The sequence below is a fragment of the Grimontia sedimenti genome (genome assembly GCF_011045095.1).
GTDB classification, from domain to species: Bacteria; Pseudomonadota; Gammaproteobacteria; order Enterobacterales; family Vibrionaceae; genus Enterovibrio; species Enterovibrio sedimenti.
Map to the genome: position 1 here is coordinate 1 of NZ_JAALDL010000023.1, position 22,001 is coordinate 22,001.

The window sequence follows — 22,001 nt, forward strand, 5'->3', positions numbered from 1 at the left end:
ATCCAGCTGAGCTACGGTCGCGCAGGCATTGATTGCATAAAGGTATCAATCAAGGTGAAAGTGATATGGCGCGCTCGGGAGGATTCGAACCTCCGACCGCCTGGTTCGTAGCCAGGTACTCTATCCAGCTGAGCTACGAGCGCGCAGTAAACACTTCATGCATCATCCGGATGCCAGCGCTTCGTCGGAAACGGAGCTTCGTCCTTGGAAAGGCAATTGCCTTAGGGGAGTGCAAATTAGGATGGCGCGTCCGGGAGGATTCGAACCTCCGACCGCCTGGTTCGTAGCCAGGTACTCTATCCAGCTGAGCTACGGACGCGCAACTAATTTACAAATGGCGGTGAAGGAGGGATTCGAACCCTCGATACGGCTACAAACCGTATACTCCCTTAGCAGGGGAGCGCCTTCAGCCTCTCGGCCACCTCACCGCACAAATCATGGCGCGCTCGGGAGGATTCGAACCTCCGACCGCCTGGTTCGTAGCCAGGTACTCTATCCAGCTGAGCTACGAGCGCACAACAATTCGGGCTTGTTTTCTGGTATCGACCAAAAAACAAAAATAATGGCGCGACCGGGAGGATTCGAACCTCCGACCGCCTGGTTCGTAGCCAGGTACTCTATCCAGCTGAGCTACGGTCGCGCAGTGCAAGAATGGCGGTGAAGGAGGGATTCGAACCCTCGATACGGCTACAAACCGTATACTCCCTTAGCAGGGGAGCGCCTTCAGCCTCTCGGCCACCTCACCGTCTTGCGGAGGCACATATTACTTTGAGCCAAGAATATGTCAAACACTTTATCGGGAAAAATCCGCAATCTCGTTGTGTTTGCACACTTCTCCGCCATTTGCCGCTTTAGCGAGGCAAAATCGCCACCAATTGTGTTTTAAATGAACAACCTGACCACCTTAAAAAACCACAGTCTGGCAGTCATTCTGGGGCACTGAATCGTCAGTTTAAATGCGTTTAGGTAAAGAAAAGGCCGAGTCTATGTTCGGCCTTTCTGAAAACTTAAATACGCAGTGCTTAGAAGTTACCGCCAGTTGGCGCTGGGTTGCCCTTTTCTGCCTGTATACGCATGTAGATCTCTTCACGGTGAACAGAAACTTCTTTAGGCGCGTTTACACCAATGCGTACCTGGTTACCTTTTACGCCCAGTACGGTAACAGTCACTTCATCACCAATCATCAGCGTTTCACCTACGCGACGAGTCAAAATCAGCATTCTTCTACTCCTTGAGTATTTACAACTTTCTTATTCGTTGAGTCTGTTTGGTCTTCTAACTGCACGAGGTAAACTCACACGGCAGCGTAAGCTCCGAGATGGACTTTCAACTACTTTCCTTCCTTGCGAGCATCCGTTGCGGGCCAATACAGATAACCTGTGCCCGTCTGGCCTTTCAATATGGCTTATTTCTTTAGCTAACTCCAGTTAACCAATGAGATTTCGCATACCGAATCCAGACATTGTGACCCCTGTGCCCAGAAGATCACGTTGTCAGATACTGCGAGGCGGGAAAAGTTCATCCTACCGGGCAAAAATCAGGTGCATGCAGCGAATAAAACATAGCCACACACACATTAAGGCGATGCACTATACAGAGTTAAAAAAAAAGTGCAAAGAATAAACTTATCTTAGTCATGGAAAGAAAAAAGGCTTCCATCGGAAGCCTTTCTTTACATCAACTTAACGGCGTTGAATTGCGCTTAAAGGCGCTCTGTCAGCCAAGGAGCAACGGTTTCCAGAGCCGCTGGCAGCGCCGCAGTATCAGAACCACCTGCCTGTGCCATATCAGGACGACCACCGCCTTTACCGCCGACTTGCTGTGCAACCATGTTGACCAACTCACCCGCTTTCACTTTGCCAGTCAGGTCTTTGGTCACACCCGCAATCAGGCCAACTTTGTCGTCAGACACATTGCCCAGGAACACCACACCGCTGCCCATTTGGTTTTCAAATCATCAACCATGGTACGCAATGCTTTGTTATCTGCACCGTCCAGCTTGCTGATCAGTACTTTGATACCGTTAATATCCTGTACTTTGTTGATCAGGCTTGCGCTTTCCTGAGCCGCCAGTTTTTCTTTCAGCTGCTGGATTTCTTTTTCCAAAGATTTCGCACGGCTCTGAGATTCAGACACCTTCTTCGCAAACTCTTGCTGCTGGCTATAGAACGCATCTTCTGCACCTTGACCCGTTACCGCTTCAATACGACGTACGCCTGCTGCGATACCGCCTTCAGAAACGATCTTGAGCATACCGATATCACCAGTACGATTGGCGTGAGTACCACCACACAGTTCGATAGAGAAATCGCCCATGGTCAGTACGCGAACATTGTCGTCGTACTTCTCGCCGAACAGTGCCATTGCACCTTTCGCTTTTGCCGCTTCAATGTCCATGATTTCAGTAGACACGTCGTGGTTACGGCGAATTTGTTCGTTCACCAGTTTCTCAACGGCGCGCAGTTCCTCAGGCTTCACTGCTTCAAGGTGAGAGAAGTCAAAACGCAGACCTTCAGCACGGACCAAAGAACCTTTCTGTTGAACATGCTCGCCCAATACAATGCGCAGCGCTTCGTGCAGCAAGTGAGTTGCTGAGTGGTTCAGTGCAATCGCCTGACGACGCTCTGCATTCACTTTGGCTTCCACATTGTCGCCAACGCTCAGCATGCCATCAACCAACTTACCGCGAAGACCAATAGCCGCGCCGTATTTTTGGGTATCGATAACTTCGAACTTGCCCGAATCTGTCATCAGGAAGCCCGTATCACCGCACTGGCCGCCTGATTCTGCGTAAAACGGCGTTTGGTCCATGATGATCACAGCTTCATCTGCTGTTGCCAGCGTCTCAGACGCCATACCATCAACAAAGATATCAGTGATCAAGCCTTTGCCTTCGGTCGCACCGTAACCGGTGAACTCAGAATTACCTTCAACTTTGATCACAGAGTTGTAGTCAGTACCAAATTGGCCTGCTTCACGCGCGCGTTGACGCTGCTCTTCCATCGCTGACTCAAAGCCTTCTTCATCAATAGTGAAGCCACGCTCACGTGCCACGTCATTAGTCAGATCAGCTGGAAAGCCGTAGGTATCGTAAAGTTTGAAGACAGTTTCACCGTCCAGCACTTTGCCATCCAGCGCTTCCAAAGCATCGTTCAGAATTGCCATGCCGCGATCCAGTGTGCGACCGAAGTTTTCTTCTTCAATCTTCAGCACTTTCTCGACCATTGCTTGCTGGTTCTTCAGCTCTTCACCTGCGGTACCCATGATCTCAGCCAGAGGGCCTACGAGCTTGTAGAAGTAAGAGCCTGTTGCGCCCAGCTTGTTACCGTGACGAACTGCACGACGAATAATACGACGCAGAACGTAGCCACGACCTTCGTTTGAAGGCATGACGCCATCAACAATCAGGAATGCACAAGAACGGATGTGGTCAGCCACAACACGCAGAGACTGGTTAGACAGGTCTTCGTAGCCAATCACTTCCGCTGCTGATTTAATCAGGGTTTGGAAGATGTCGATTTCATAGTTTGAGTGAACGCCCTGCATAATCGCAGCGATACGCTCGATACCCATACCTGTATCAACAGAAGGCTTAGGCAGTGGTTCCATCGTGCCATCGGCATGACGGTTGTACTGCATGAATACGTTATTCCAAATTTCAATGAAGCGGTCGCCATCTTCTTCTGGAGAACCTGGAGGACCACCCCAAATGTGCTCACCGTGATCGTAGAAAATTTCAGTACATGGACCACAAGGGCCAGTGTCACCCATCTGCCAGAAGTTATCTGACTCGTATGGCTTGCCACCTTTCTTGTCACCAATGCGAACGATACGGTCAGCTGGAATACCAATTTTCTCGTTCCACAGCGCGAATGCTTCGTCGTCTGTTTCGTAAACCGTCACCATCAGGCGGTCTTTTGGCAGTTGCAGTACTTCAGTCAAGAATTCCCACGCAAAGGCGATAGCGTCTTCTTTGAAGTAATCACCGAAGCTGAAGTTACCCAGCATTTCGAAGAAAGTGTGGTGACGGGCAGTGAAGCCTACGTTTTCCAGGTCGTTATGCTTACCACCGGCACGCACACAGCGCTGTGCTGTTGTCGCTCGGGTATAGGCGCGTTTTTCTAGGCCTAGGAAGCAATCTTTAAACTGGTTCATACCTGCGTTTGTGAACAACAGCGTTGGGTCGTTGGCAGGCACGAGCGATGAGCTAGGCACGATAGTGTGCCCTTTGCTTTCAAAGAATTCGAGAAACGCGCGGCGGATCTCGTCGGTGCTCATGTACATTGGCTAATCCTGAAAATTGGAGTTGTAGTAATCACTGCGTCGCTTAACAGGCGACGTGATCAGAGTCAATTGGCGGTCATTGTAAACAACCTGACCAATTGCGAAAAGAGGCATAAACAAGATAGATCGCAGACTATGCCTGCAATCGCTGGGTTTTAGTCGTCTTTCGAGAGGGCGTAGCTTATTTGGTCGAAGCTGAAACCGCGACTTTGCAGGTAACGGGTCCACTTTGCACGTTGCTTGAAATCTACCGTCGGTAAGGTGCCGTCGTAATTACCGAAACGGCGTTTAGCCAGATCTTTTGCCAATTCGAACCAATCATGTTGTTGGTTTTCCTGCGCAATTTCCAACAATGATGTGCTGATGCCCTTGCGTTTAGCGTCAAAGCATATGCGTTGCCAACCATGACCTTTCGAGGCCCCGTGGCGAAGCAGCATTTCGGCAAAACGTTTATCATCCAGCCAATTATGGAATAGACAGTGTTCTATTGCGGCATCGATTTCTTCAGGAGGGCACTGTCGCTGCGCCAATTTCTGACGCAGCTCCAGTTCAGAATGGTCGCGGCGGGACAACATGCCCACCGCCAATTCTTTTGCAGTTAGACTCAGAACGCTTCCTCTTCAGGCAGTTCAGCGTCGTTGTTCTCTGCTTGCGGCTGACCGGTTTGTAGTAGCATGTCACGCAGAGTCTTATCCAATTCTTTCGCGATTTCTGGATTCTCTTTCAGGAATCGACATGCGTTTGCTTTACCCTGGCCAATTTTATCGCCGTTGTAGCTGTACCATGCACCAGCTTTCTCAACCAGCTTGTGTTTCACACCCAGGTCAATCAGCTCACCGTAAAGGTTGATACCTTCACCATACATGATTTGGAATTCAGCTTGTTTAAACGGTGCTGCAATCTTGTTTTTCACGACTTTCACGCGGGTATCGTTACCCACGACTTCATCGCCTTCTTTGATAGAGCCGATACGACGGATATCAAGACGAACAGAAGCATAGAATTTCAGTGCATTACCACCAGTAGTGGTTTCTGGGTTACCGAACATCACACCAATCTTCATACGGATTTGGTTGATGAAAATCATCAGGGTGTTGCTGTTTTTGATGTTCGCCGTCAGTTTACGCATCGCCTGAGAAAGCATACGTGCCTGCAGACCCATGTGAGAGTCACCCATCTCACCTTCAATTTCCGCTTTCGGCGTCAGTGCCGCCACGGAGTCAATGATGATAACGTCAACTGCACCTGAACGCGTCAGTGCGTCAGCAATTTCCAGCGCCTGCTCACCAGTGTCTGGCTGGGACACCAGCAGGTTGTCGATGTCGACGTGCAGTTTGCGTGCATATACAGGGTCCAGTGCGTGCTCCGCATCGATAAACGCACAGGTTTTGCCTTGCTTTTGTGCTTCTGCAATAACTTGCAGTGTCAGAGTGGTTTTACCTGAAGACTCAGGACCATAGATTTCAACAATACGGCCGTATGGCAGACCGCCTGCGCCCAGCGCGATATCCAGAGAAAGAGAGCCAGTAGAAACGGTCTCAATGTCCATCGTGCGGTCATCACCCAGACGCATGATAGAACCTTTACCGAATTGTTTTTCGATCTGTCCCAGGGCTGCGGCTAACGCCTTCTGTTTGTTGTCGTCCATTTGATTCTCCAACGGAAGCAATAATCGCTCAGATAACTGTTTAATTGATGCTAAGTATACTGTCCATTTATACAGTGTCTAGCCCTGTATAAAATTTTTCTTCGCTTTTCGTGTTACTGCTCCGGTTTTTCGCTTTCTAAATAAGAGAGTAAGCGACACAGACTATGTGCAATGGTATTGCGGCGAATTTCATGCCTGTCACCATCGAACAAACAGGTTTCTGTGACAATGCCTTTGCGGGTTGCCCAACCGAAGCACACCATGCCTACCGGCTTTTCTTCACTGCCACCGGTGGGACCTGCAATACCGCTGACGGCCAGGGCGAAATCAGCATTGGCTTCTTTCAATGCACCTGCGGCCATTTCCGCAACCACCTCTTCACTGACGGCGCCATGATCCACCAACGTGTCTGTTGCCACACCGACCAATTCACGCTTTGCGTCATTGCTGTAGGTCACAAAGGCTCGCTCAAACCACGCAGAGCTCCCTGCCACCTCGGTCAGTACATAGGAGATACCGCCACCTGTGCAGGATTCTGCCGTGGTCACCGTTTGGTTCGACGCTTTCAGTCTTTCGCCTATTTGTGTTGCCAGCTTAACGAGTTGCTCCATGATGTCCTCTTACGGCCTTGTTTTTACTTCATCGCGAGATCGATACTTTACCCATTCATCGCGATTCACGTATCCTTGTTGCCTTCTCTTATCTTTGTAATTTTGCAGGCCAGATAGTGACAGTACAAGCGACAGCAAATCACACGCCGATGATGCAGCAATTCCTGAAAATCAAAGCGCAGCATCCCGAAGAACTTCTTTTCTACCGAATGGGTGATTTCTACGAGCTGTTTTATGACGATGCTAAACGCGCATCCCAGTTGCTTGATATCTCTCTGACCAAACGCGGTGCCTCAGCCGGTGAACCGATTCCGATGGCAGGCGTTCCGTACCATTCTGTAGAAGGATACCTCGCCCGTCTGGTTCAGCTCGGAGAATCGGTTGCGATTTGTGAACAAATCGGCGATCCAGCCACCAGCAAAGGGCCTGTTGAGCGTCAAGTCGTCCGTATTGTGACGCCGGGTACCGTTTCCGATGAGGCGCTGTTAAGTGAACGCGTCGATAACCTGATTGCGGCGATTTTCACTCACGGTGAACGTTTTGGTTACGCCACGCTGGATATCACTTCTGGCCGTTTCCTCCTGAGTGAACCCGCAACAGAAGAAGAAATGCAGGCAGAATTGCAGCGCACTCGCCCGGCCGAACTTTTGTATCCGGAAGATTTTGCATTTCCATCGTTGACCGACATGTGCAAAGGCAGCCGCCGACGCCCTATCTGGGAATTTGATTTAGAGACAGCAAAACAACAGCTAAACCAGCAATTCGGCACCAAGGACCTGGTCGGTTTTGGTGTTGAAGAGTGCTCGCTTGGTCTTGCGGCTGCAGGCTGTCTGATGCAGTACGTCAAAGACACGCAGCGCACCGCCCTTCCCCACATTCGCGCCTTGGTGAAAGAAAACAAAGATCAGTCCGTGATTCTGGATGCCGCCACACGACGCAATCTGGAACTCACCCAAAATCTGTCGGGTGGACTGGAAAATACTGTCGCGTCTGTCCTCGATAGAACCACTACGCCGATGGGCAGTCGTCTTCTGAAACGCTGGCTCCACCAACCAATGCGTGATTTTAAGATTGTGAACCGTCGTCTGGATGCCATCACGGCTCTCAAAGACACAGGGCTCTACGTCGATCTGGCAAACTCACTTCGCCCTGTTGGCGATATGGAACGTATTCTGGGGCGACTGGCGATTCGATCTGCACGCCCTCGCGATATGGCAAGACTCCGCGGCGCATTGCAGCAATTGCCGGAAATCGAAAGCTTACTGGATGAGGTCCAGGATCAAGCGATTGCCCCGCTGAAAAAAGCCAGCGCCCCGATGCCGGAACTTGCTGAGCTACTCGAACGCGCCGTTGTGGAAGCGCCACCAGTGGTTATCCGCGATGGTGGTGTCATTGCCCCGGGCTACAATGCCGAGCTTGATGAATGGCGCGATCTGGCTGATGGCGCCACACGCTATCTTGAGGAGCTGGAAGCACGTGAGCGAGACCGTCACGACATTGATACGTTGAAAGTCGGATTCAATCAGGTTCATGGTTTCTACATTCAGGTCAGCCGTGGTCAAAGTCATCTGGTGCCGCCTTACTACGTGCGCCGTCAAACACTGAAAAATGCTGAACGTTACATTATCCCGGAGCTCAAAGAGCACGAAGACAAGGTACTCAATTCCAAGTCAAAAGCACTGGCACTTGAGAAGAAGCTCTGGGAAGAGCTGTTCGACCAACTGCTACCACATCTTGAGAAGCTGCAACGCGCCGCTGAAGCGCTTTCCACCCTCGATGTACTGGCTAATCTGTCTGAACGTGCTGAGTCACTGAATTACTGCCGCCCGACGCTGACTGAACAACGTGGCATTGATATCGCTGGCGGTCGACATCCAGTAGTTGAGCAAGTGATGGACGCACCGTTTATCGCAAACCCAACCTCACTCAATCCAGACCGCCGTATGTTGATCATCACGGGTCCTAATATGGGTGGTAAATCGACCTACATGCGTCAAACTGCGCTGATCACCCTGATGGCACATATCGGCTCTTATGTACCGGCAGAATCCGTCACCCTGGGTCCTGTCGACCGTATCTTTACGCGTATCGGTGCATCCGATGATCTGGCTTCTGGCCGCTCAACCTTTATGGTCGAAATGACAGAGACAGCAAACATTCTTCATAACGCTACAGAAAACAGTCTGGTACTGATGGATGAAATTGGCCGCGGTACCAGTACCTATGACGGTCTTTCACTGGCATGGGCAAGTGCAGAGTGGCTGGCAGAAAAGCTTAAGGCGATGACGCTGTTTGCGACCCATTACTTTGAGCTGACGGAATTGTCCGGGCAGGTGCCGGGGTTAGTGAACGTGCATTTGGACGCTGTAGAGCATGGAGATGAAATCGCCTTTATGCACGCGGTTCAGGAAGGCGCGGCGAGTAAGTCATACGGTCTCGCGGTTGCAGGGTTAGCAGGTGTACCCAAAACCGTGATTCAACGAGCGAAAACCAAGCTTCGCCAGTTGGAAGCCAGCGGACACGAAGTAGTGACAGGTGAGCAAGCCACACCAACCAGCAGTGCCGCCGCCCAGCTTTCACTGCTGCCAGAGCTTAGTGAAGTAGAAAAAGCGCTGGCTGATGTCGAGCCGGATAACCTGACGCCAAGACAAGCACTTGATGCCTTGTACCGTCTGAAAGCGCTGCTTTGACTTATCGACGCGCCAGATGATAAAAACAGAAAAGCCCCAAAAGGGGCTTTTTTATTGAGCACACAAAGTGTTGATAAAAAGGTGCTATCAGTGCTCAGTGTTGAACAGAGACTCGATGTTCAGTCCCTGATGCGTCAGCATGTCACGTAAACGACGCAAGCCTTCAACTTGGATTTGGCGAACACGTTCGCGTGTGAGACCAATTTCACGACCCACATCTTCCAACGTTGACGCTTCGTGACCCAGCAAGCCGAAACGACGTGCCAGCACTTCACGCTGCTTAGGGTTCAATTCCTGAAGCCAGTGAACGATAGACTTTTTCATGTCATCGTCTTGCGTGGTGTTCTCTGGACCGCCTTCTTTCTCGTCAGGGATGATGTCCAGCAATGCTTTCTCTGAATCACCACCAATCGGGTTATCTACCGAACTGATACGCTCATTCAGGCGAAGCATGCGGTTGACATCTTCAACTGGTTTGTCGAGTTGCAGGGCAATGTCCTCTGCTGTTGGCTCATGATCCAGCTTTTGTGCCAGCTCACGGGCGGTACGCAGATAAACGTTAAGCTCTTTAACCACATGGATAGGCAGACGGATAGTACGCGTCTGGTTCATGATGGCACGCTCGATGGTTTGACGAATCCACCACGTTGCATAGGTAGAGAAGCGGAAACCACGCTCAGGATCGAATTTCTCAACCGCACGGATCAGACCGAGGTTGCCTTCTTCAACCAGATCAAGAAGTGCAAGACCACGGTTAGAGTAACGACGGGAGATTTTGACCACCAGACGGAGGTTACTTTCGATCATACGTTTGCGGGCAGCTTCATCGCCGCGAAGGGCACGACGTGCATAGAGTACTTCTTCTTCCGCTGTCAGCAGAGGAGAGTAACCTATTTCGCTTAGATAGAGTTGCGTTGCATCGAGAGCTTTCGAGGATGCCGCAAACGATACGGACTCTTCTACCTCTTCAGCTACTTCGTCTTCAGACTCGATTTCTAGTTGTTCCATGTCAACATCTTCAACAACCAAGTCGTCAACTTTCTTTGCAGTATTATTCTGACTCATAGCGCCTCCCAATTTTGGCGTAGCAGCTAGACAGTACAGCAAGATCTGTCTCGGATTACCGTTTCGGCAAATACCTTAACGGGTTCACCGATTTTCCTTTATAGCGAATCTCGAAGTGCAACCGGACACTGTTTGTACCAGAGCTGCCCATAGAAGCTATTTTCTGCCCCTTTTTGACGCTCTGACGTTCCGAAACAAAGATGCGGTCATTATGCGCATAGGCACTTAAGTAATCATCATTGTGTTTAATAATGATTAAGTTTCCGTAACCCCGTAGCGCATTACCTGCATAAACCACTTTTCCATCTGCTGAAGCGTTAATGCTTTGACCACGGTTACCAGCGATGTCGATCCCTTTATTTCCGAGCTCTGAGCTAGAGAATCCTGAGATGACTCGTCCCTTAGAGGGCCATTGCCAACTAATTTTTTCGGGGGCACCAGATGGTTTGTTAACGGTTTTATCAGTAGACGGTTTGTTTTTTGTTACAGGTTGACTGTACTCCTTCACTTTTTGCTGTTCAACATTTTTCTTATTTTGAGATGACGATCCCGACTTTTTTTGCGAAGCGATTTTTTGATTATCTTGCTTCGATTTAGCAGAAGATCCTGAAACAGCAGGAGGTGTTGTTGCCACAACGGCAGGTGCCGTTGCTGCACCAGCGGTCGCTGCAACCACCACAGCGGCACCCGCGTTAGCGTCCTTCTTACCATAGGCTGGAGGAACATATTTCTCCCGCCATAAGTTCAGCTTCTGACCGGGGAAAATGGTATAGGGCGCGCTAAGGTTGTTGGCAGAGATAATGTCGTTAACGTCACGATCCGTGACGTAAGCGATATAGTACAGTGTGTCGCCTTTTTGAACCTCATAGTAGCTGCCGCGGTAGCTGCCACGTTCAATCTGCCCATAATCGGGGCCAACACTAGAGACAGGTGCAGGGCTTGTCACAGAGCATGCAGACAATAATCCCAACACAGAGAGAAATACTAAAATTTTCAACTGAATTGAAACCACTGCCACCAAAAGTTACCTACGCCAAATCACCAGCTACAAGTGGTACAAATCGAACCGCTTCAATGGCTTTTGTTTCAAATTCGTCACCACTGCGTGTAACACGATACAAGGTTTGATCGTTCTCACCGACAGGTACAATCAGGGATCCACCGTCTGCCAGTTGCTCAATCAGCGCCTGAGGCATGCTTGCTGCAGCTGCTGTTACAATAATGGCGTCAAAAGGACCTTTGCTTGCCCAACCTTGCCAGCCATCCCCATGTTTTGTCGAGATATTATACAGCTCAAACTGCTTAAAACGGCGCTTCGCGACCATTTGCAACTGCTTAATTCGCTCCACGGAATAAACATGCTCAACCAGTTGCGCTAGCACACATGTCTGAAAACCCGATCCTGTACCAACTTCTAGAACACGACTGTCGTGTCGCAGACCGAGAAGCTCCGTCATTTTCGCAACGATATAGGGCTGCGAGATAGTCTGCCCAAAGCCTATCGGCAGTGCATTGTTGTCGTAGGCTTGGTGCGCCATGGCTTCAGAAACAAACAGATGTCGCGGCAAGCGTCCTATTGCTTCCAGCACACGTTGATCTGATATTCCCTGTTGGCGAAGTAGTTGAATAAGTGAATGCGAGTAATTCACTAATGTCACCCTTTGTTATTCCGTTGCGTTTGTAACCCAAAGATTCAGAGTGTCGATCGTATCATGCGCTGTCAGATCGACCTGAAGTGGTGTCAAAGAGACACAATTATTTTCAATGGCATAGAAATCAGTGCCTGGGCCAGCATCTTGCTTTGCACCCGGAGGGCCAATCCAATAAATCGCCTGTCCACGGGGATCCTTATCTTTGATCATGTCTTCCGCACGGTGACGCGCACCGAGTCTTGTGACTTGCCACCCCTGAATTTCATCCAAAGGAACGTCAGGGACATTGATGTTTAACAGGCGATTGCGCGGTAGTGGCATCTCTTTATCATTGAGCACCACTTTTTTTACCACCTGCGCCGCTGTATGGAAATGCGTGTTGCCGCAAAGAGAGACGGCTATCGCAGGCACTCCCATGAAAAAGCCTTCTGTCGCAGCGGCGACCGTGCCTGAATACAGTACATCATCACCGAGATTGGCTCCGTGATTGATCCCTGTAATGACAAAATCCACTTTATCTGTGACGATCGCGTTCAACGCGACATGCACACTGTCAGTCGGTGTGCCCTGAACAGCGTAACGGCGCTCACCCACTTCCCGCAGGCGAAGCGGGTTTTCCAGTGTCAGGGAGTTAGAAGCGCCGGAGCGGTTTCTATCCGGGGCGACAACGGTCACTGTCGCTATCTCAGACAGCACTTCTGCCAGTACATTGATGCCGTCAGCAAACACGCCATCATCATTACTGATCAAAATGTGCATCTGATTCTCCCTCTGATTTGTCTTCCATGATTTCTCGCATCACCGCTGTCGCAAAGCATCCGGCAGGCAGAGAGAACTCAATCGTTAAAGTGTCACCTTCATGTTGCCAGCTCATTTCCTGAGGATAGAGCAGCAACGGGCGACGCTCGTGACGCATGCGGTTACCGCGAATCACTGCCAGAAGATGTGGCTCAGTATCCACGATTTCCTGTTCAAACAGCTGTGCTTCACCTTGAGTAGGCAGTGCATTGTCACCGGTCATTGGGCCGGAGATTTGCCATTCGTGGTTTTGCAACTGTGCTTCCGCAGAGGCGACGTCTTCCACCAGTTGGACCTGCTCTTTGTCGTCAATCAGCAGATCACCCAGCATTGGTGTATGGCAAAGCTGCTTTTCAATTCGAACAGACAACACTTGGTTGAACAGGAATGATCGAGCCGCAGACAGGTAGAAGCTCCGTTTACTCTTATCACGTACTCGGAATTTATCCTGGCCCCAGTCGCGCGCTGATGTCACGTTATTACCGTTACGACCAAATCGCTGGCTGCCAAAGTAGTTTGGTACACCTTGGTCGCGAATGTCGGCAAGGCGTGCTTCAATTGCGTCATCACCGTCAAATTCTGTGATCACTAACTTGAAGCGGTTACCAATCAGATCACCCGGGCGCAGTTTTTTGTCGTGACGGGCAGTGTCCAAAATGGCATCAACACCTTCATGTGTCGCGACAAACTCGCTTAAATCCGGATCTGGCTGCCCTGGCAAGTGCACACTGAACCATTGTTCCGTCACTGCGTGGCGATCTTTCAGACCAGCCCAGCTCACATCACGGGATTTAACACCACACGCTTTAGCCAGCTCATTAGCAACGTATTTAGTGTTCTCGCCAATCTTTCGGATACGTACCAGAAAATGCTCACCGTGTCCGGCAGGCGTGAAATCCAGTGCTTCGCTAACGAAAAAATCTTCTGCTTTGGCCTTTAGACGGCCAGTTGCTGCTGGCTGACCATGCAGGTAAGCCAGTGCGTTCATTACATCAGTCATTGGAATCCTTACGGATGATCACCACAGCCTCACAGGCGATGCCTTCTTTGCGGCCGGTGAACCCCAGTCGTTCGGTGGTTGTCGCTTTCACATTCACGTTGCTGACATCCGTTTCCAGATCCTGGGCAATCGCCGCACACATAGCATCAATATGCGGTGCCATTTTCGGCGCTTGCGCCATGATGGTGACATCCAGGTTACCAATCACATAGCCTTTTGCTTTCACTTTGGCGTAAACATCGCGTAGGAGAAAACGGCTGTCAGCCCCTTCCCACTCAGCGTCGGTATCAGGGAAATGACGGCCAATATCGCCAGCCGCAATTGCGCCAAGCAGAGCATCACACACTGCGTGCAGCGCCACATCACCATCGGAGTGCGCGACCAGTCCTTGCTCATAAGGTACTTTCACACCGCCAATGATCACTGGGCCTTCACCACCAAATTTGTGTACGTCAAAACCGTGTCCAATACGAATCATGTTTCTTCCTCGTGTCTCACTGGCCGCTATTGCGTTGGGCCAGGAAAAAGGCGGCGAGCGCGAGATCTTCGGGCTGCGTCACCTTGATATTGTCTGCATGTCCAGAAACCAGCTTGGGGGCGCCACCCGCAAGCTCAATCGCGGAGGCTTCATCAGTCACTGCCAGCGATTTATCCAATGCTGTTTCTAATGCATGAAGTAACTGCTCACGCTTAAACATTTGTGGCGTTAAGGCGTGCCAAAGCTGCTCGCGGCACACTGTGGTTTCAATCTTGTTGTCGCCCGTGCCGCGCTTCATGGTATCTCGCACCGGACAGGCTAGAATAGCGCCATGGGTGTGACTAATAGCCTCTGCAATCAGTGCATCGATGTCCTGATGTCTGACACAGGGCCGGGCAGCATCATGCACCATCACCCATTCCGCATCAGTTGTGCGAAGGCCAGCCAAGACGGAGTCTGCGCGCTCTTTGCCACCAGTTGTCACCACAACACGCTTATCACTGCCAAGGGATGTTGAGTGGAAATATTCATCCTCTTCACCAATCGCAATCACGACTTTATTGATGCTTGGGTGTTCCAGCAGGTAATGCACCGTGTGTTCAAGCAGCGTTTTATCTTCGATGGTGAGGTATTGTTTCGGCAGGTCCGCGCGCATACGCTTACCTACTCCTGCCGCAGGGACAATCGCGACCACTTCAGGCGCGACAGATTGCGGCGAGCTTACGGTTTCTTCACTGGCCGGGGTATTCATGTTTCTCTACTTTAAAGGCGAGAGGGCTAATCGCTGACAACCCGGAAGAAGGTTTCTCCCGGCTTGATCATGCCCAGTTCATTGCGGGCACGTTCTTCAATCGCTTCTTGCCCACGTTTGAGATCTGCAATTTCTGCGTACATTTGTTGGTTACGTTGATGGAGCTTGTCATTCGCCTGTGCCACAGACTCGGCCACGGCTGTCACTGCAAGGTAATCGTCTACCCCGTTCTTACCCCACCAAAGGTGATACTGGAGCCATCCAAACAATACGAACAGCAAGACTGTCAGCATTCGCATTGAATTTTCCTCCACACACTCAACAAAACCCGTCTGGCATTCATCGCCAAACGCAGAACATGACCCACAAAGTCTAGGCTCAGTGGGCACTTACATAAAGAATAGCCGTAATAATCCCACATTCGCCCCTGTCACACCAGTAATGGCAGCGACAGAACAGTGAATTGTGGTCTTTTCGTAAATAAGTGACAGGAGAATGGTCAGGCGTTGAGGTGATAAACCGGATTGGGAAGCGCCCCCAGCAAGGCAGAGAGGTCTCTCACTGCAAACGCAAAGGTATATTCCGGTGGACCCGGTGTGTACATCAAAGACTCAAAATCAAACAACACGCTATCGACTATCAGTGGTATGTGATCTGGCATACCAAACGGGCAAACCGCCCCGGGTACACAGCCAAGACTTTCTAGCATCTCTTCGTCTGAGGCAATGGAAGGGCGTTGCCCCACCAGCGCTTTGATTTTCTTGCTATCCAATCTCGCATCACGATGCGTCAGTAAAAGCGCATGACCACCCTTCTTGAATTTAAGAAACAGGCTTTTAGTGGGTGTTGCAGTCCAACCCAGGCGTGTGCCGACGATTTCATCAGTGGCAAAATCAAGAATAGGTTCATGCTGCCACTCTTGATAACTCACGCCGCATTGCGTCATCAAACTGATATTCTTTTGCAGAATTTCATTCAACGTCTGCGCCATTTATCCCTCCAGGCCCATCATCCATTTTTGCATCAAAAGAAATGCTACATAAATCATCATGCCAGCAACCAGAATATCAATGGTTTTCCGCACATTAGGCTTGGAAAGCACTGGCGACATTTTCGCAGCGCCCAATGCAATACCATAAAACCAGACCATAGATGCAAGCATAGTGCCGACTGCAAAGGCGGTTCGCTGTGCAGGTTCAAACTGACCGCCAATTGAGCCTAGTACCACAACGGTGTCTAAATACACGTGAGGGTTCAGCAAAGTCACTGCCGAAGCGCCAATCAATACCGCCATGAGTCCTTTACCGGTTTTTTCTCCCTCCGACTCGGCACTTTCCTCTTCGCCAATCCAAGCACGTTTAAGCGATTGGTAAGCGTAGGTCAGCAGAAAGGCAATACCTCCCAGTGTCACGACACTCAGCAAGGTTTCATTACTGGAAAGTATTGCACCACCGCCAAAAACGCCGAGAGCAATCAAAGCAAAGTCGCAGAGAAAGCAGAGTGTCGCCGTCGCAACATGATGATGACGGCGGATCCCTTGATTGAGGACAAACGCATTCTGCGCACCGATCGGAATGATCATACTGAGCCCTAAACCAAACCCTTGTAATAAAACACTGCTATTCATCACTTTGTCTCCACATTCATATTGCTGAGGTACAAATTAGAGGGGTGACAAACGTAAGTAAAACTAATAATTTTAATCACAGATAAGCAAAACTAATGAGACGTAAATGAAGGGATTAGATTACCGCTGGCTGGATGCACTGGATACCGTCATCGCCAACGGCGGCTTTGATAAAGCCGCAGAAGCGCTTTTCATCACCCAATCTGCCGTTTCCCAGCGAATCAAACAGCTGGAAACCTTGGTCGCACAGCCCGTATTGATTCGCGAAACGCCGCCGCAACCCACCGCCATTGGAAAAAAGCTGCTCGGCCTTCACCGACGTGTTCAACTGCTTGAAAAGGAAACGCTGCCAGAGCTAACATCCGAAGGGCTGGCAGGTCCTATTACTGTACCTATCGCCACCAATGCAGACAGCCTTGCTACTTGGTTGCTGCCAGCCCTTTCCCCGTTAATGAAAGCGCAGACACTCGAAATCAACCTGATTGTTGATGATGAAAGCCGCACGCTGAACCGGCTGCGATCAGGCGAAGCCGTTGTTGCCATTAGCAATGAAGCTACGCCACTGAAAGGCTGTGTGGCGGAATCCTTGGGAGTGATGGAGTACCTTTGCGTATGCACTCCAGCCTTCAAAGCCACCTACTTTCCAGATGGTTTGAATGCAGAAGCGGTGAGCCGCGCACCCGCAGTGGTGTTTGACCGTTTCGATGATATGCACACTCAGTTTGTGTCTGAACGCTTTCAATTGCCCACTCCCGGCTGGCGTAGCCATATGGTTCGCTCGTCTGAGGCTTTCGTCAAAATGGCCAAACTAGGTGTGGCTTACTGCTTGATACCCCGTCTACAAATTGAGTCAGAGCTGGCATCCGGTGAGCTTATCGATCTTTGTCCAGGCGATGGTGTCATCCGCCACCTATACTGGCACCATTTCGCGACGGAAAGTGGCGTATTGGCGGAGATGTCATCAGCCTGTTTAAATTATGCGCGAAAGACTGTCGGCGAAGGAAAAATATCCCGCACAGTGTGAATTATTTCCGCCTTGCCGGAGTCATAGCCATATAACTTCAAAAAACAACATGGAACCCAGACCATGAAAAAACACCTTATTGCTTCGTTAGTTGGTGCAGCCATTGCGCTGTCTTCCCCGTTAGTTTCTGCTGCCTCACCGGATTTTCCGCACCTGGAAACCATGGGAGTTGGTGAAATTGTTGCCCAGCCGGACACCGCCACCGTAGACGTTGCTGTCTCACTTACCCGCACGTCTGCCCAAGCCGCCAAAAAGGCGTCTGATGACGCTGTAGCTACGCTTTTGGAACGATTGGAGAAAATGGGGATTGCACGTAAAGACATCGAAAGCGCCAATCTTAACCTTCAGCCTCAGTACAGTTACCCAAAAAACAGCGAGCCCAAATTGAACGGCTACCGCGCCACACGAAACGTAACGGTGACCGTGAGCGATCTGTCCCGACTTAACCGCGTCTTGGATGGCGCATTGGCTGATGGACTGAACCGGGTAAATGGCATCAGTTTCTCCTCCAGTAAGGAAGTAGAACTGAAAGAACAAGCACGAATGGCAGCGATTGCCGATGCAAAAGCTAAAGCGGAATCTTTAGCAAAAGGCTTCGGCGAGAGTCTTGCTGGCGTTTGGGAAATCCGCTACATGACATCAACACCGGTTCGCCCAACCATGATGCGTATGGCAGAAGCCTCGAATGTCGCTGCAAGCTATAACGATGCTGAAATCACTATCCGTGATCAGGTGGAAGTGGTTTACGCACTGGGCGAATAAACCGCAGATTTATTCAACGTGTTGAAAAGAAAAATGGCCGCTAATGCGGCCATTTTCCTTTCTGGGATAGACATTTGTTAGGGGGAACAAATCGTCAATCAATGGAGTATACGAGCGCGAAGGGTACCTTCGATCGCTTTAAGTTTCTCCAATGCTTTTTCAGAGTGCTCGGTTTCGACGTCGATCACAACGTAGCCGTACTCGGAATTGGTTTGTAGGTACTGGCCCGCAATGTTGATGCTCTCTTCTGCGAAGATGGTATTGATTTTGGTCAGGATACCTGGCTTGTTCTGGTGAATGTGCAGCAGACGTGACGTACCAGTATGCTCAGGCAGCGACACTTCTGGGAAGTTTACTGAAGACAGAGTTGAACCGTTGTCTGAGTACTTCACCATCTTACCGGCTACTTCGATACCGATATTTTCCTGTGCTTCCTGAGTTGAACCACCGATGTGTGGTGTCAGGATGACGTTATCAAACGCTTGCAGCGGAGAAGTAAATGGGTCGCTGTTGGTTTTCGGCTCTGTTGGGAATACGTCTACTGCCGCACCGCCAATGTGACCGCTTTCCAGTGCGCCACACAGCGCATCGATATCAACCACTGTACCGCGCGCGGCGTTGATGAAGATCGCGCCCGGCTTCATGCGTGCAAACTCTTCGCTACCCATCATGTCTTGGGTTGAGTCGGTTTCCGGCACGTGAAGGGTGATCACGTCACTTTTGTTCAGAAGCTCTGACATTGACGCCACTTGCGTCGCATTACCCAGTGAAAGCTTGTTTTCAATGTCGTAGAAGAAAACACGCATACCCAGGTTTTCCGCCAGAATACCCAGTTGGGTACCGATGTGACCGTAACCAATGATACCGAGGTTTTTGCCACGCGCTTCGAACGAACGGTCCGCTGACTTCATCCACTCTCCGCGGTGAGCCATAGCGTTCTTCGCTGGAATGCCACGAAGCAGAAGAAGAATCTCGCCAAGAACCAGTTCAGCAACACTACGGGTGTTTGAGAAAGGTGCGTTAAATACGGGGATACCGCGCTTCGCTGCCGCAGTCAGGTCAACCTGGTTGGTGCCAATACAGAAACAACCCACTGCAACCAGTTTTTGCGCTTTCGCAAACACTTTCTCAGTCAGTTGGGTACGGGAACGAATGCCCACGAAATGCGCATCAGCAATTGCCGCTTCAAGCTCTTCACCGGCTAGAGAGCCTTTGTGATATTCAATATTGCTGTAACCTGCACCCTGAAGAACTTCCAGTGCAGTTGGGTGAACACCTTCAAGGAGAAGGATCTTTATTTTGTCTTTTTCAAGCGACACTTTAGCCATTGCAGTTCTCATCCTTAAAAAAAACCTGTCGTTAAATTCGGTTTCCGTCTTCCAGACGTCAAAGGCCGCTTTTTGATAGGATTATGTCGGCCTTGTACAATTAGTGACTAAGGTAACAAAAATTTATTTGCATGGGTAAGAATATTACGTAATAAGTGCGAAAAAAAACGGCGCCATGAAGGCACCGCTAACTTATTGAGTTACTTATACGCAAACGTTTGGCTTTTGCTTCAAAAAAACTGAAGTGTTAACCCATTAACGCTTAACTGTTTTTAGCTTTTTACTACACCGTTTGCAGTACCTTCCAGCACTACATCTGCGCCACGGTTTGCAAACAGGCCAACAGTTACTACGCCCGCAATCGCGTTGATCTTGTCTTCCAGTTCTTTGGCATTGGTGATTTGCAGGTTGTGCACGTCCAGAATCACATTGCCGTTATCGGTGATACAACCTTCTCGGTAGCAAGGATCGCCGCCCAGCTTAACCAGTTCACGCGCCACGTAAGAGCGTGCCATTGGGATCACTTCCACTGGCAGAGGGAATTGACCCATCACGTCCACTTTCTTGCTGTCGTCGATGATGCAGATAAATTTCTCGGAGATCGCCGCCACGATTTTTTCACGCGTCAGTGCAGCACCACCGCCTTTGATCATTTCGTTGTTTGGGTTGATCTCATCCGCACCATCAACATAAATGTCCAGACTCGCCACTTCGTTCGCATCAAAAACTGGAATACCAATCTTCTCCAGACGCTCGGTCGATGCAACTGAACTCGACACTGCACCTTTGATTTGCTCTTTCATGGTTTCGAGGGCATCGATGAAGTGATTAACGGTGGAGCCAGTACCAACACCAACGATGCTGCCTTTGGTCACGTATTCCAACGCAGCCCAACCAGCCGCTTTTTTCATTTCATCCTGAGTCATGAGGATCTCCTGGGTAAATAGGGGTAATTCGCGACGCCGATTATACAGATCTGATTTTGGAGCGGGCAGATTTTTATAAACGCAGATCCCGTTATTCGGGATCGATGTAGATCAGGTTAGATCGTCCACTTCCAGTGCTTGGATGGCGTCAAAATCTCTGGCAAAGGCACATCCCACGCTTCAACAGGAAGGTCATCAACCTGCTGGCAATCATGAGCGATACCAACAGGCTTCGCCCCCCGTCCTGATTCATACCAAGGAGCCAATGTGCGGTCGTAATACCCGCCGCCCATACCCAGGCGCTGCCCGCTTTTATCGAACGCCACAAGCGGTGTACAAATCACATCAAGCTGGTAAGCGGGCAAAACATCAAGCACGCTCAGTTTCGGCTCTAGAATACCGTAGCGGTTTGGCACCAAGGTGGACTTGGGATGATAGTGCAGGAACAACAAATGCCCTTTGCTGAAAGGATGAATCACTGGCAAATAAACATCTTTCCCCTCTCGCCAACAATGCTCAATCAGAGGTTGGGTATCCAGCTCACCATCTACTGACAAATAAAGCGCAATTCGCTGGGCGTTAAGGATGCTGTCAGCTTGCTGAAAATGGGAAAGAAGATCTGCCGCCGCATGACGCTGCTCGTCATCGGTCAGGGATTGTCTTTTGGCTCGGGTCGTTTTTCGCAGTTCATTGCGAAGAGATGAAGTGTTCGCTTGCATCGGCTGTCCTTGCCGCAAAGCTAATGGGGATTGGCCCCGGAGTGCCGTTGGGATCTTTTGCCCTTGAACCCTGCGGTTCAAGGCGGATGAGAAGAACATACCGTAGGCTTCTCGGTACAAGCCGAGCTTGCTCAAAAGCATGTAACATCCCACCCTTAGATGTGCTTATCGGCTCAGGGACGCGGATCCGCTGACGCACACTCCAGGGTCAAACTGGTTCGGAAGGCTTATGCTTCCTTCGACGCGCTGTGTTTTAACAACGCCTCTTCAATCGTTTGCTGCAACAGCACAATGCGCTGTTCCATATCATTCTTATCGTCGGTGTTTTGCTGTCTTTCTGCACGCAATTCGTAGCAGATATTCAGGGCCGCGATAGTGAGCAGTTGCTCTGTATTCGTTACTTTAGTGCGCTCAGACAATTCGTGCAACCGTTGATCAAAGTCGTCTGCCGCTTCTTTCAGCGCTTGTTCCTGACCTGCCGGACAGTTAACACGCATTATTTTGCCAAGGATCTGAATTTCAACAGCTTGCGTAGTCATATTCTTTTCTGAGCTCCCTTCAAAGCGCGGTGTCGCACCCTGACGTCACGGGCGCAAACTATAGAAAATGGCAGATTAAACTTCAAGTCTATCCTATCG

General features: G+C 50.2%; 21 protein-coding genes, 6 tRNA genes, 1 other RNA gene and 1 pseudogene. 3 read left to right on the plus strand and 26 right to left on the minus strand.

Annotated elements, in window-relative coordinates; translation table 11 throughout:
• Window positions 1-66: 66 nt before the first annotated feature.
• The 11 genes and pseudogenes from G5S52_RS21245 to pncC form a co-directional block, all read right to left on the minus strand.
• Window positions 67-143: transfer RNA gene (locus tag G5S52_RS21245), tRNA-Arg, on the minus strand.
• Between the two features lie 99 nt (window positions 144-242).
• A tRNA-Arg gene (locus G5S52_RS21250) sits at window positions 243-319 on the minus strand.
• Window positions 320-335: 16 nt separating this feature from the next.
• A tRNA-Ser gene (locus G5S52_RS21255) sits at window positions 336-428 on the minus strand.
• Window positions 429-438: 10 nt separating this feature from the next.
• Window positions 439-515, minus strand: a tRNA-Arg gene (locus tag G5S52_RS21260).
• A gap of 48 nt (window positions 516-563) precedes the next feature.
• Window positions 564-640 (minus strand) — tRNA-Arg (locus tag G5S52_RS21265).
• 12 nt (window positions 641-652) lie between these two features.
• Window positions 653-745: transfer RNA gene (locus G5S52_RS21270), tRNA-Ser, on the minus strand.
• A 277-nt stretch (window positions 746-1,022) separates the two neighbouring features.
• Complete coding sequence (gene csrA / locus G5S52_RS21275; RefSeq protein WP_002537591.1) at window positions 1,023-1,220, minus strand: carbon storage regulator CsrA; 198 nt, start codon at window positions 1,218-1,220, stop codon at window positions 1,023-1,025.
• 482 nt (window positions 1,221-1,702) lie between these two features.
• Window positions 1,703-4,284: pseudogene (gene alaS, locus G5S52_RS21280) on the minus strand (alanine--tRNA ligase).
• 155 nt (window positions 4,285-4,439) lie between these two features.
• Window positions 4,440-4,871: a regulatory protein RecX gene (locus G5S52_RS21285; protein WP_420835368.1), complete on the minus strand. Its 432-nt coding sequence runs from the start codon at window positions 4,869-4,871 to the stop codon at window positions 4,440-4,442.
• Between the two features lie 17 nt (window positions 4,872-4,888).
• Window positions 4,889-5,932, minus strand: a complete 1,044-nt coding sequence (recA, locus tag G5S52_RS21290) for a recombinase RecA (protein WP_002537588.1) — start codon at window positions 5,930-5,932, stop codon at window positions 4,889-4,891.
• A gap of 113 nt (window positions 5,933-6,045) precedes the next feature.
• Window positions 6,046-6,543: a nicotinamide-nucleotide amidase gene (gene pncC, locus G5S52_RS21295; protein WP_165018315.1), complete on the minus strand. Its 498-nt coding sequence runs from the start codon at window positions 6,541-6,543 to the stop codon at window positions 6,046-6,048.
• A 149-nt stretch (window positions 6,544-6,692) separates the two neighbouring features.
• Here pncC and mutS point away from each other — a divergent pair, with 149 nt between their 5' ends.
• Entirely contained in the window at window positions 6,693-9,233 is a 2,541-nt protein-coding gene (gene mutS, locus G5S52_RS21300) for a DNA mismatch repair protein MutS (RefSeq protein WP_205744020.1), read from the plus strand.
• Between the two features lie 87 nt (window positions 9,234-9,320).
• Here mutS and rpoS read toward each other — a convergent pair whose 3' ends face one another.
• The 10 genes from rpoS to G5S52_RS21350 all read right to left on the minus strand — a co-directional run bounded on the left by rpoS (window position 9,321) and on the right by G5S52_RS21350 (window position 16,604).
• The gene (gene rpoS / locus G5S52_RS21305) at window positions 9,321-10,298 is read right to left on the minus strand and encodes an RNA polymerase sigma factor RpoS (protein ID WP_002537585.1); all 978 of its coding nucleotides are present in this window, start codon (window positions 10,296-10,298) and stop codon (window positions 9,321-9,323) included.
• Between the two features lie 55 nt (window positions 10,299-10,353).
• On the minus strand, window positions 10,354-11,316 hold the full coding sequence (gene nlpD, locus G5S52_RS21310; RefSeq protein WP_165018319.1) for a murein hydrolase activator NlpD: 963 nt from the start codon (window positions 11,314-11,316) through the stop codon (window positions 10,354-10,356).
• A gap of 10 nt (window positions 11,317-11,326) precedes the next feature.
• A complete protein-coding gene (locus G5S52_RS21315; protein ID WP_165018321.1) occupies window positions 11,327-11,947 on the minus strand; it encodes a protein-L-isoaspartate(D-aspartate) O-methyltransferase in 621 nt (206 codons plus the stop codon).
• Between the two features lie 15 nt (window positions 11,948-11,962).
• On the minus strand, window positions 11,963-12,709 hold the full coding sequence (surE, locus tag G5S52_RS21320) for a 5'/3'-nucleotidase SurE (RefSeq protein WP_165018323.1): 747 nt from the start codon (window positions 12,707-12,709) through the stop codon (window positions 11,963-11,965).
• A complete protein-coding gene (gene truD / locus G5S52_RS21325) occupies window positions 12,690-13,748 on the minus strand; it encodes a tRNA pseudouridine(13) synthase TruD (RefSeq protein ID WP_165018325.1) in 1,059 nt (352 codons plus the stop codon). The genes surE and truD overlap by 20 nt, the downstream gene beginning before the upstream one ends.
• Window positions 13,741-14,226, minus strand: coding sequence for a 2-C-methyl-D-erythritol 2,4-cyclodiphosphate synthase (gene ispF, locus G5S52_RS21330; RefSeq protein WP_002537579.1), 486 nt, complete (start codon window positions 14,224-14,226; stop codon window positions 13,741-13,743). Before ispF ends, truD begins: the two co-directional genes overlap by 8 nt.
• Window positions 14,227-14,242: 16 nt before the next feature.
• Window positions 14,243-14,977: a 2-C-methyl-D-erythritol 4-phosphate cytidylyltransferase gene (gene ispD / locus G5S52_RS21335; protein WP_165018327.1), complete on the minus strand. Its 735-nt coding sequence runs from the start codon at window positions 14,975-14,977 to the stop codon at window positions 14,243-14,245.
• A 26-nt stretch (window positions 14,978-15,003) separates the two neighbouring features.
• Entirely contained in the window at window positions 15,004-15,276 is a 273-nt protein-coding gene (ftsB, locus tag G5S52_RS21340; RefSeq protein WP_165018329.1) for a cell division protein FtsB, read from the minus strand.
• A 200-nt stretch (window positions 15,277-15,476) separates the two neighbouring features.
• Window positions 15,477-15,968 (minus strand): YbaK/EbsC family protein, encoded by a 492-nt coding sequence (locus tag G5S52_RS21345; RefSeq protein ID WP_165018331.1) that lies wholly within the window; start codon window positions 15,966-15,968, stop codon window positions 15,477-15,479.
• Complete coding sequence (locus G5S52_RS21350) at window positions 15,969-16,604, minus strand: LysE/ArgO family amino acid transporter (RefSeq protein ID WP_165018333.1); 636 nt, start codon at window positions 16,602-16,604, stop codon at window positions 15,969-15,971.
• 106 nt (window positions 16,605-16,710) lie between these two features.
• Here G5S52_RS21350 and G5S52_RS21355 point away from each other — a divergent pair, with 106 nt between their 5' ends.
• Together G5S52_RS21355 and G5S52_RS21360 are read left to right on the plus strand one after the other, a co-directional pair.
• Window positions 16,711-17,628 (plus strand): LysR family transcriptional regulator ArgP, encoded by a 918-nt coding sequence (locus tag G5S52_RS21355; RefSeq protein WP_165018335.1) that lies wholly within the window; start codon window positions 16,711-16,713, stop codon window positions 17,626-17,628.
• Between the two features lie 63 nt (window positions 17,629-17,691).
• A complete protein-coding gene (locus G5S52_RS21360; protein WP_165018337.1) occupies window positions 17,692-18,390 on the plus strand; it encodes an oxidative stress defense protein in 699 nt (232 codons plus the stop codon).
• 98 nt (window positions 18,391-18,488) lie between these two features.
• Here G5S52_RS21360 and serA read toward each other — a convergent pair whose 3' ends face one another.
• The 5 genes from serA to zapA all read right to left on the minus strand — a co-directional run bounded on the left by serA (window position 18,489) and on the right by zapA (window position 21,902).
• Window positions 18,489-19,718 (minus strand): phosphoglycerate dehydrogenase, encoded by a 1,230-nt coding sequence (gene serA / locus G5S52_RS21365; protein WP_002537572.1) that lies wholly within the window; start codon window positions 19,716-19,718, stop codon window positions 18,489-18,491.
• A 272-nt stretch (window positions 19,719-19,990) separates the two neighbouring features.
• Window positions 19,991-20,644, minus strand: coding sequence for a ribose-5-phosphate isomerase RpiA (gene rpiA, locus G5S52_RS21370; RefSeq protein ID WP_002537571.1), 654 nt, complete (start codon window positions 20,642-20,644; stop codon window positions 19,991-19,993).
• 116 nt (window positions 20,645-20,760) lie between these two features.
• A complete protein-coding gene (locus tag G5S52_RS21375) occupies window positions 20,761-21,363 on the minus strand; it encodes a 5-formyltetrahydrofolate cyclo-ligase (RefSeq protein ID WP_165018339.1) in 603 nt (200 codons plus the stop codon).
• Between the two features lie 29 nt (window positions 21,364-21,392).
• A non-coding RNA gene (gene ssrS / locus G5S52_RS21380) (6S RNA) lies at window positions 21,393-21,575 on the minus strand.
• A 15-nt stretch (window positions 21,576-21,590) separates the two neighbouring features.
• Entirely contained in the window at window positions 21,591-21,902 is a 312-nt protein-coding gene (gene zapA / locus G5S52_RS21385; RefSeq protein ID WP_002537568.1) for a cell division protein ZapA, read from the minus strand.
• Between the last annotated feature and the right edge of the window lie 99 nt (window positions 21,903-22,001).

Excerpts from the sequence above, each read along its gene's own strand:
- ispD (WP_165018327.1), bottom strand. The coding sequence starts at position 14,977 with ATGAATACCCCGGCCAGTGAAGAAACCGTAAGCTCGCCGCAATCTGTC.
- ftsB (WP_165018329.1), bottom strand. The coding sequence starts at position 15,276 with ATGCGAATGCTGACAGTCTTGCTGTTCGTATTGTTTGGATGGCTCCAG.
- G5S52_RS21345 (WP_165018331.1), bottom strand. The coding sequence starts at position 15,968 with ATGGCGCAGACGTTGAATGAAATTCTGCAAAAGAATATCAGTTTGATG.
- csrA (WP_002537591.1), bottom strand. The coding sequence starts at position 1,220 with ATGCTGATTTTGACTCGTCGCGTAGGTGAAACGCTGATGATTGGTGAT.
- ispF (WP_002537579.1), bottom strand. The coding sequence starts at position 14,226 with ATGATTCGTATTGGACACGGTTTTGACGTACACAAATTTGGTGGTGAA.
- G5S52_RS21375 (WP_165018339.1), bottom strand. The coding sequence starts at position 21,363 with ATGCAAGCGAACACTTCATCTCTTCGCAATGAACTGCGAAAAACGACC.
- surE (WP_165018323.1), bottom strand. The coding sequence starts at position 12,709 with ATGCACATTTTGATCAGTAATGATGATGGCGTGTTTGCTGACGGCATC.
- rpiA (WP_002537571.1), bottom strand. The coding sequence starts at position 20,644 with ATGACTCAGGATGAAATGAAAAAAGCGGCTGGTTGGGCTGCGTTGGAA.
- pncC (WP_165018315.1), bottom strand. The coding sequence starts at position 6,543 with ATGGAGCAACTCGTTAAGCTGGCAACACAAATAGGCGAAAGACTGAAA.
- zapA (WP_002537568.1), bottom strand. The coding sequence starts at position 21,902 with ATGACTACGCAAGCTGTTGAAATTCAGATCCTTGGCAAAATAATGCGT.
- serA (WP_002537572.1), bottom strand. The coding sequence starts at position 19,718 with ATGGCTAAAGTGTCGCTTGAAAAAGACAAAATAAAGATCCTTCTCCTT.
- mutS (WP_205744020.1), top strand. The coding sequence starts at position 6,693 with ATGATGCAGCAATTCCTGAAAATCAAAGCGCAGCATCCCGAAGAACTT.
- G5S52_RS21355 (WP_165018335.1), top strand. The coding sequence starts at position 16,711 with ATGAAGGGATTAGATTACCGCTGGCTGGATGCACTGGATACCGTCATC.
- G5S52_RS21360 (WP_165018337.1), top strand. The coding sequence starts at position 17,692 with ATGAAAAAACACCTTATTGCTTCGTTAGTTGGTGCAGCCATTGCGCTG.
- truD (WP_165018325.1), bottom strand. The coding sequence starts at position 13,748 with ATGACTGATGTAATGAACGCACTGGCTTACCTGCATGGTCAGCCAGCA.
- rpoS (WP_002537585.1), bottom strand. The coding sequence starts at position 10,298 with ATGAGTCAGAATAATACTGCAAAGAAAGTTGACGACTTGGTTGTTGAA.
- G5S52_RS21350 (WP_165018333.1), bottom strand. The coding sequence starts at position 16,604 with ATGAATAGCAGTGTTTTATTACAAGGGTTTGGTTTAGGGCTCAGTATG.
- recA (WP_002537588.1), bottom strand. The coding sequence starts at position 5,932 with ATGGACGACAACAAACAGAAGGCGTTAGCCGCAGCCCTGGGACAGATC.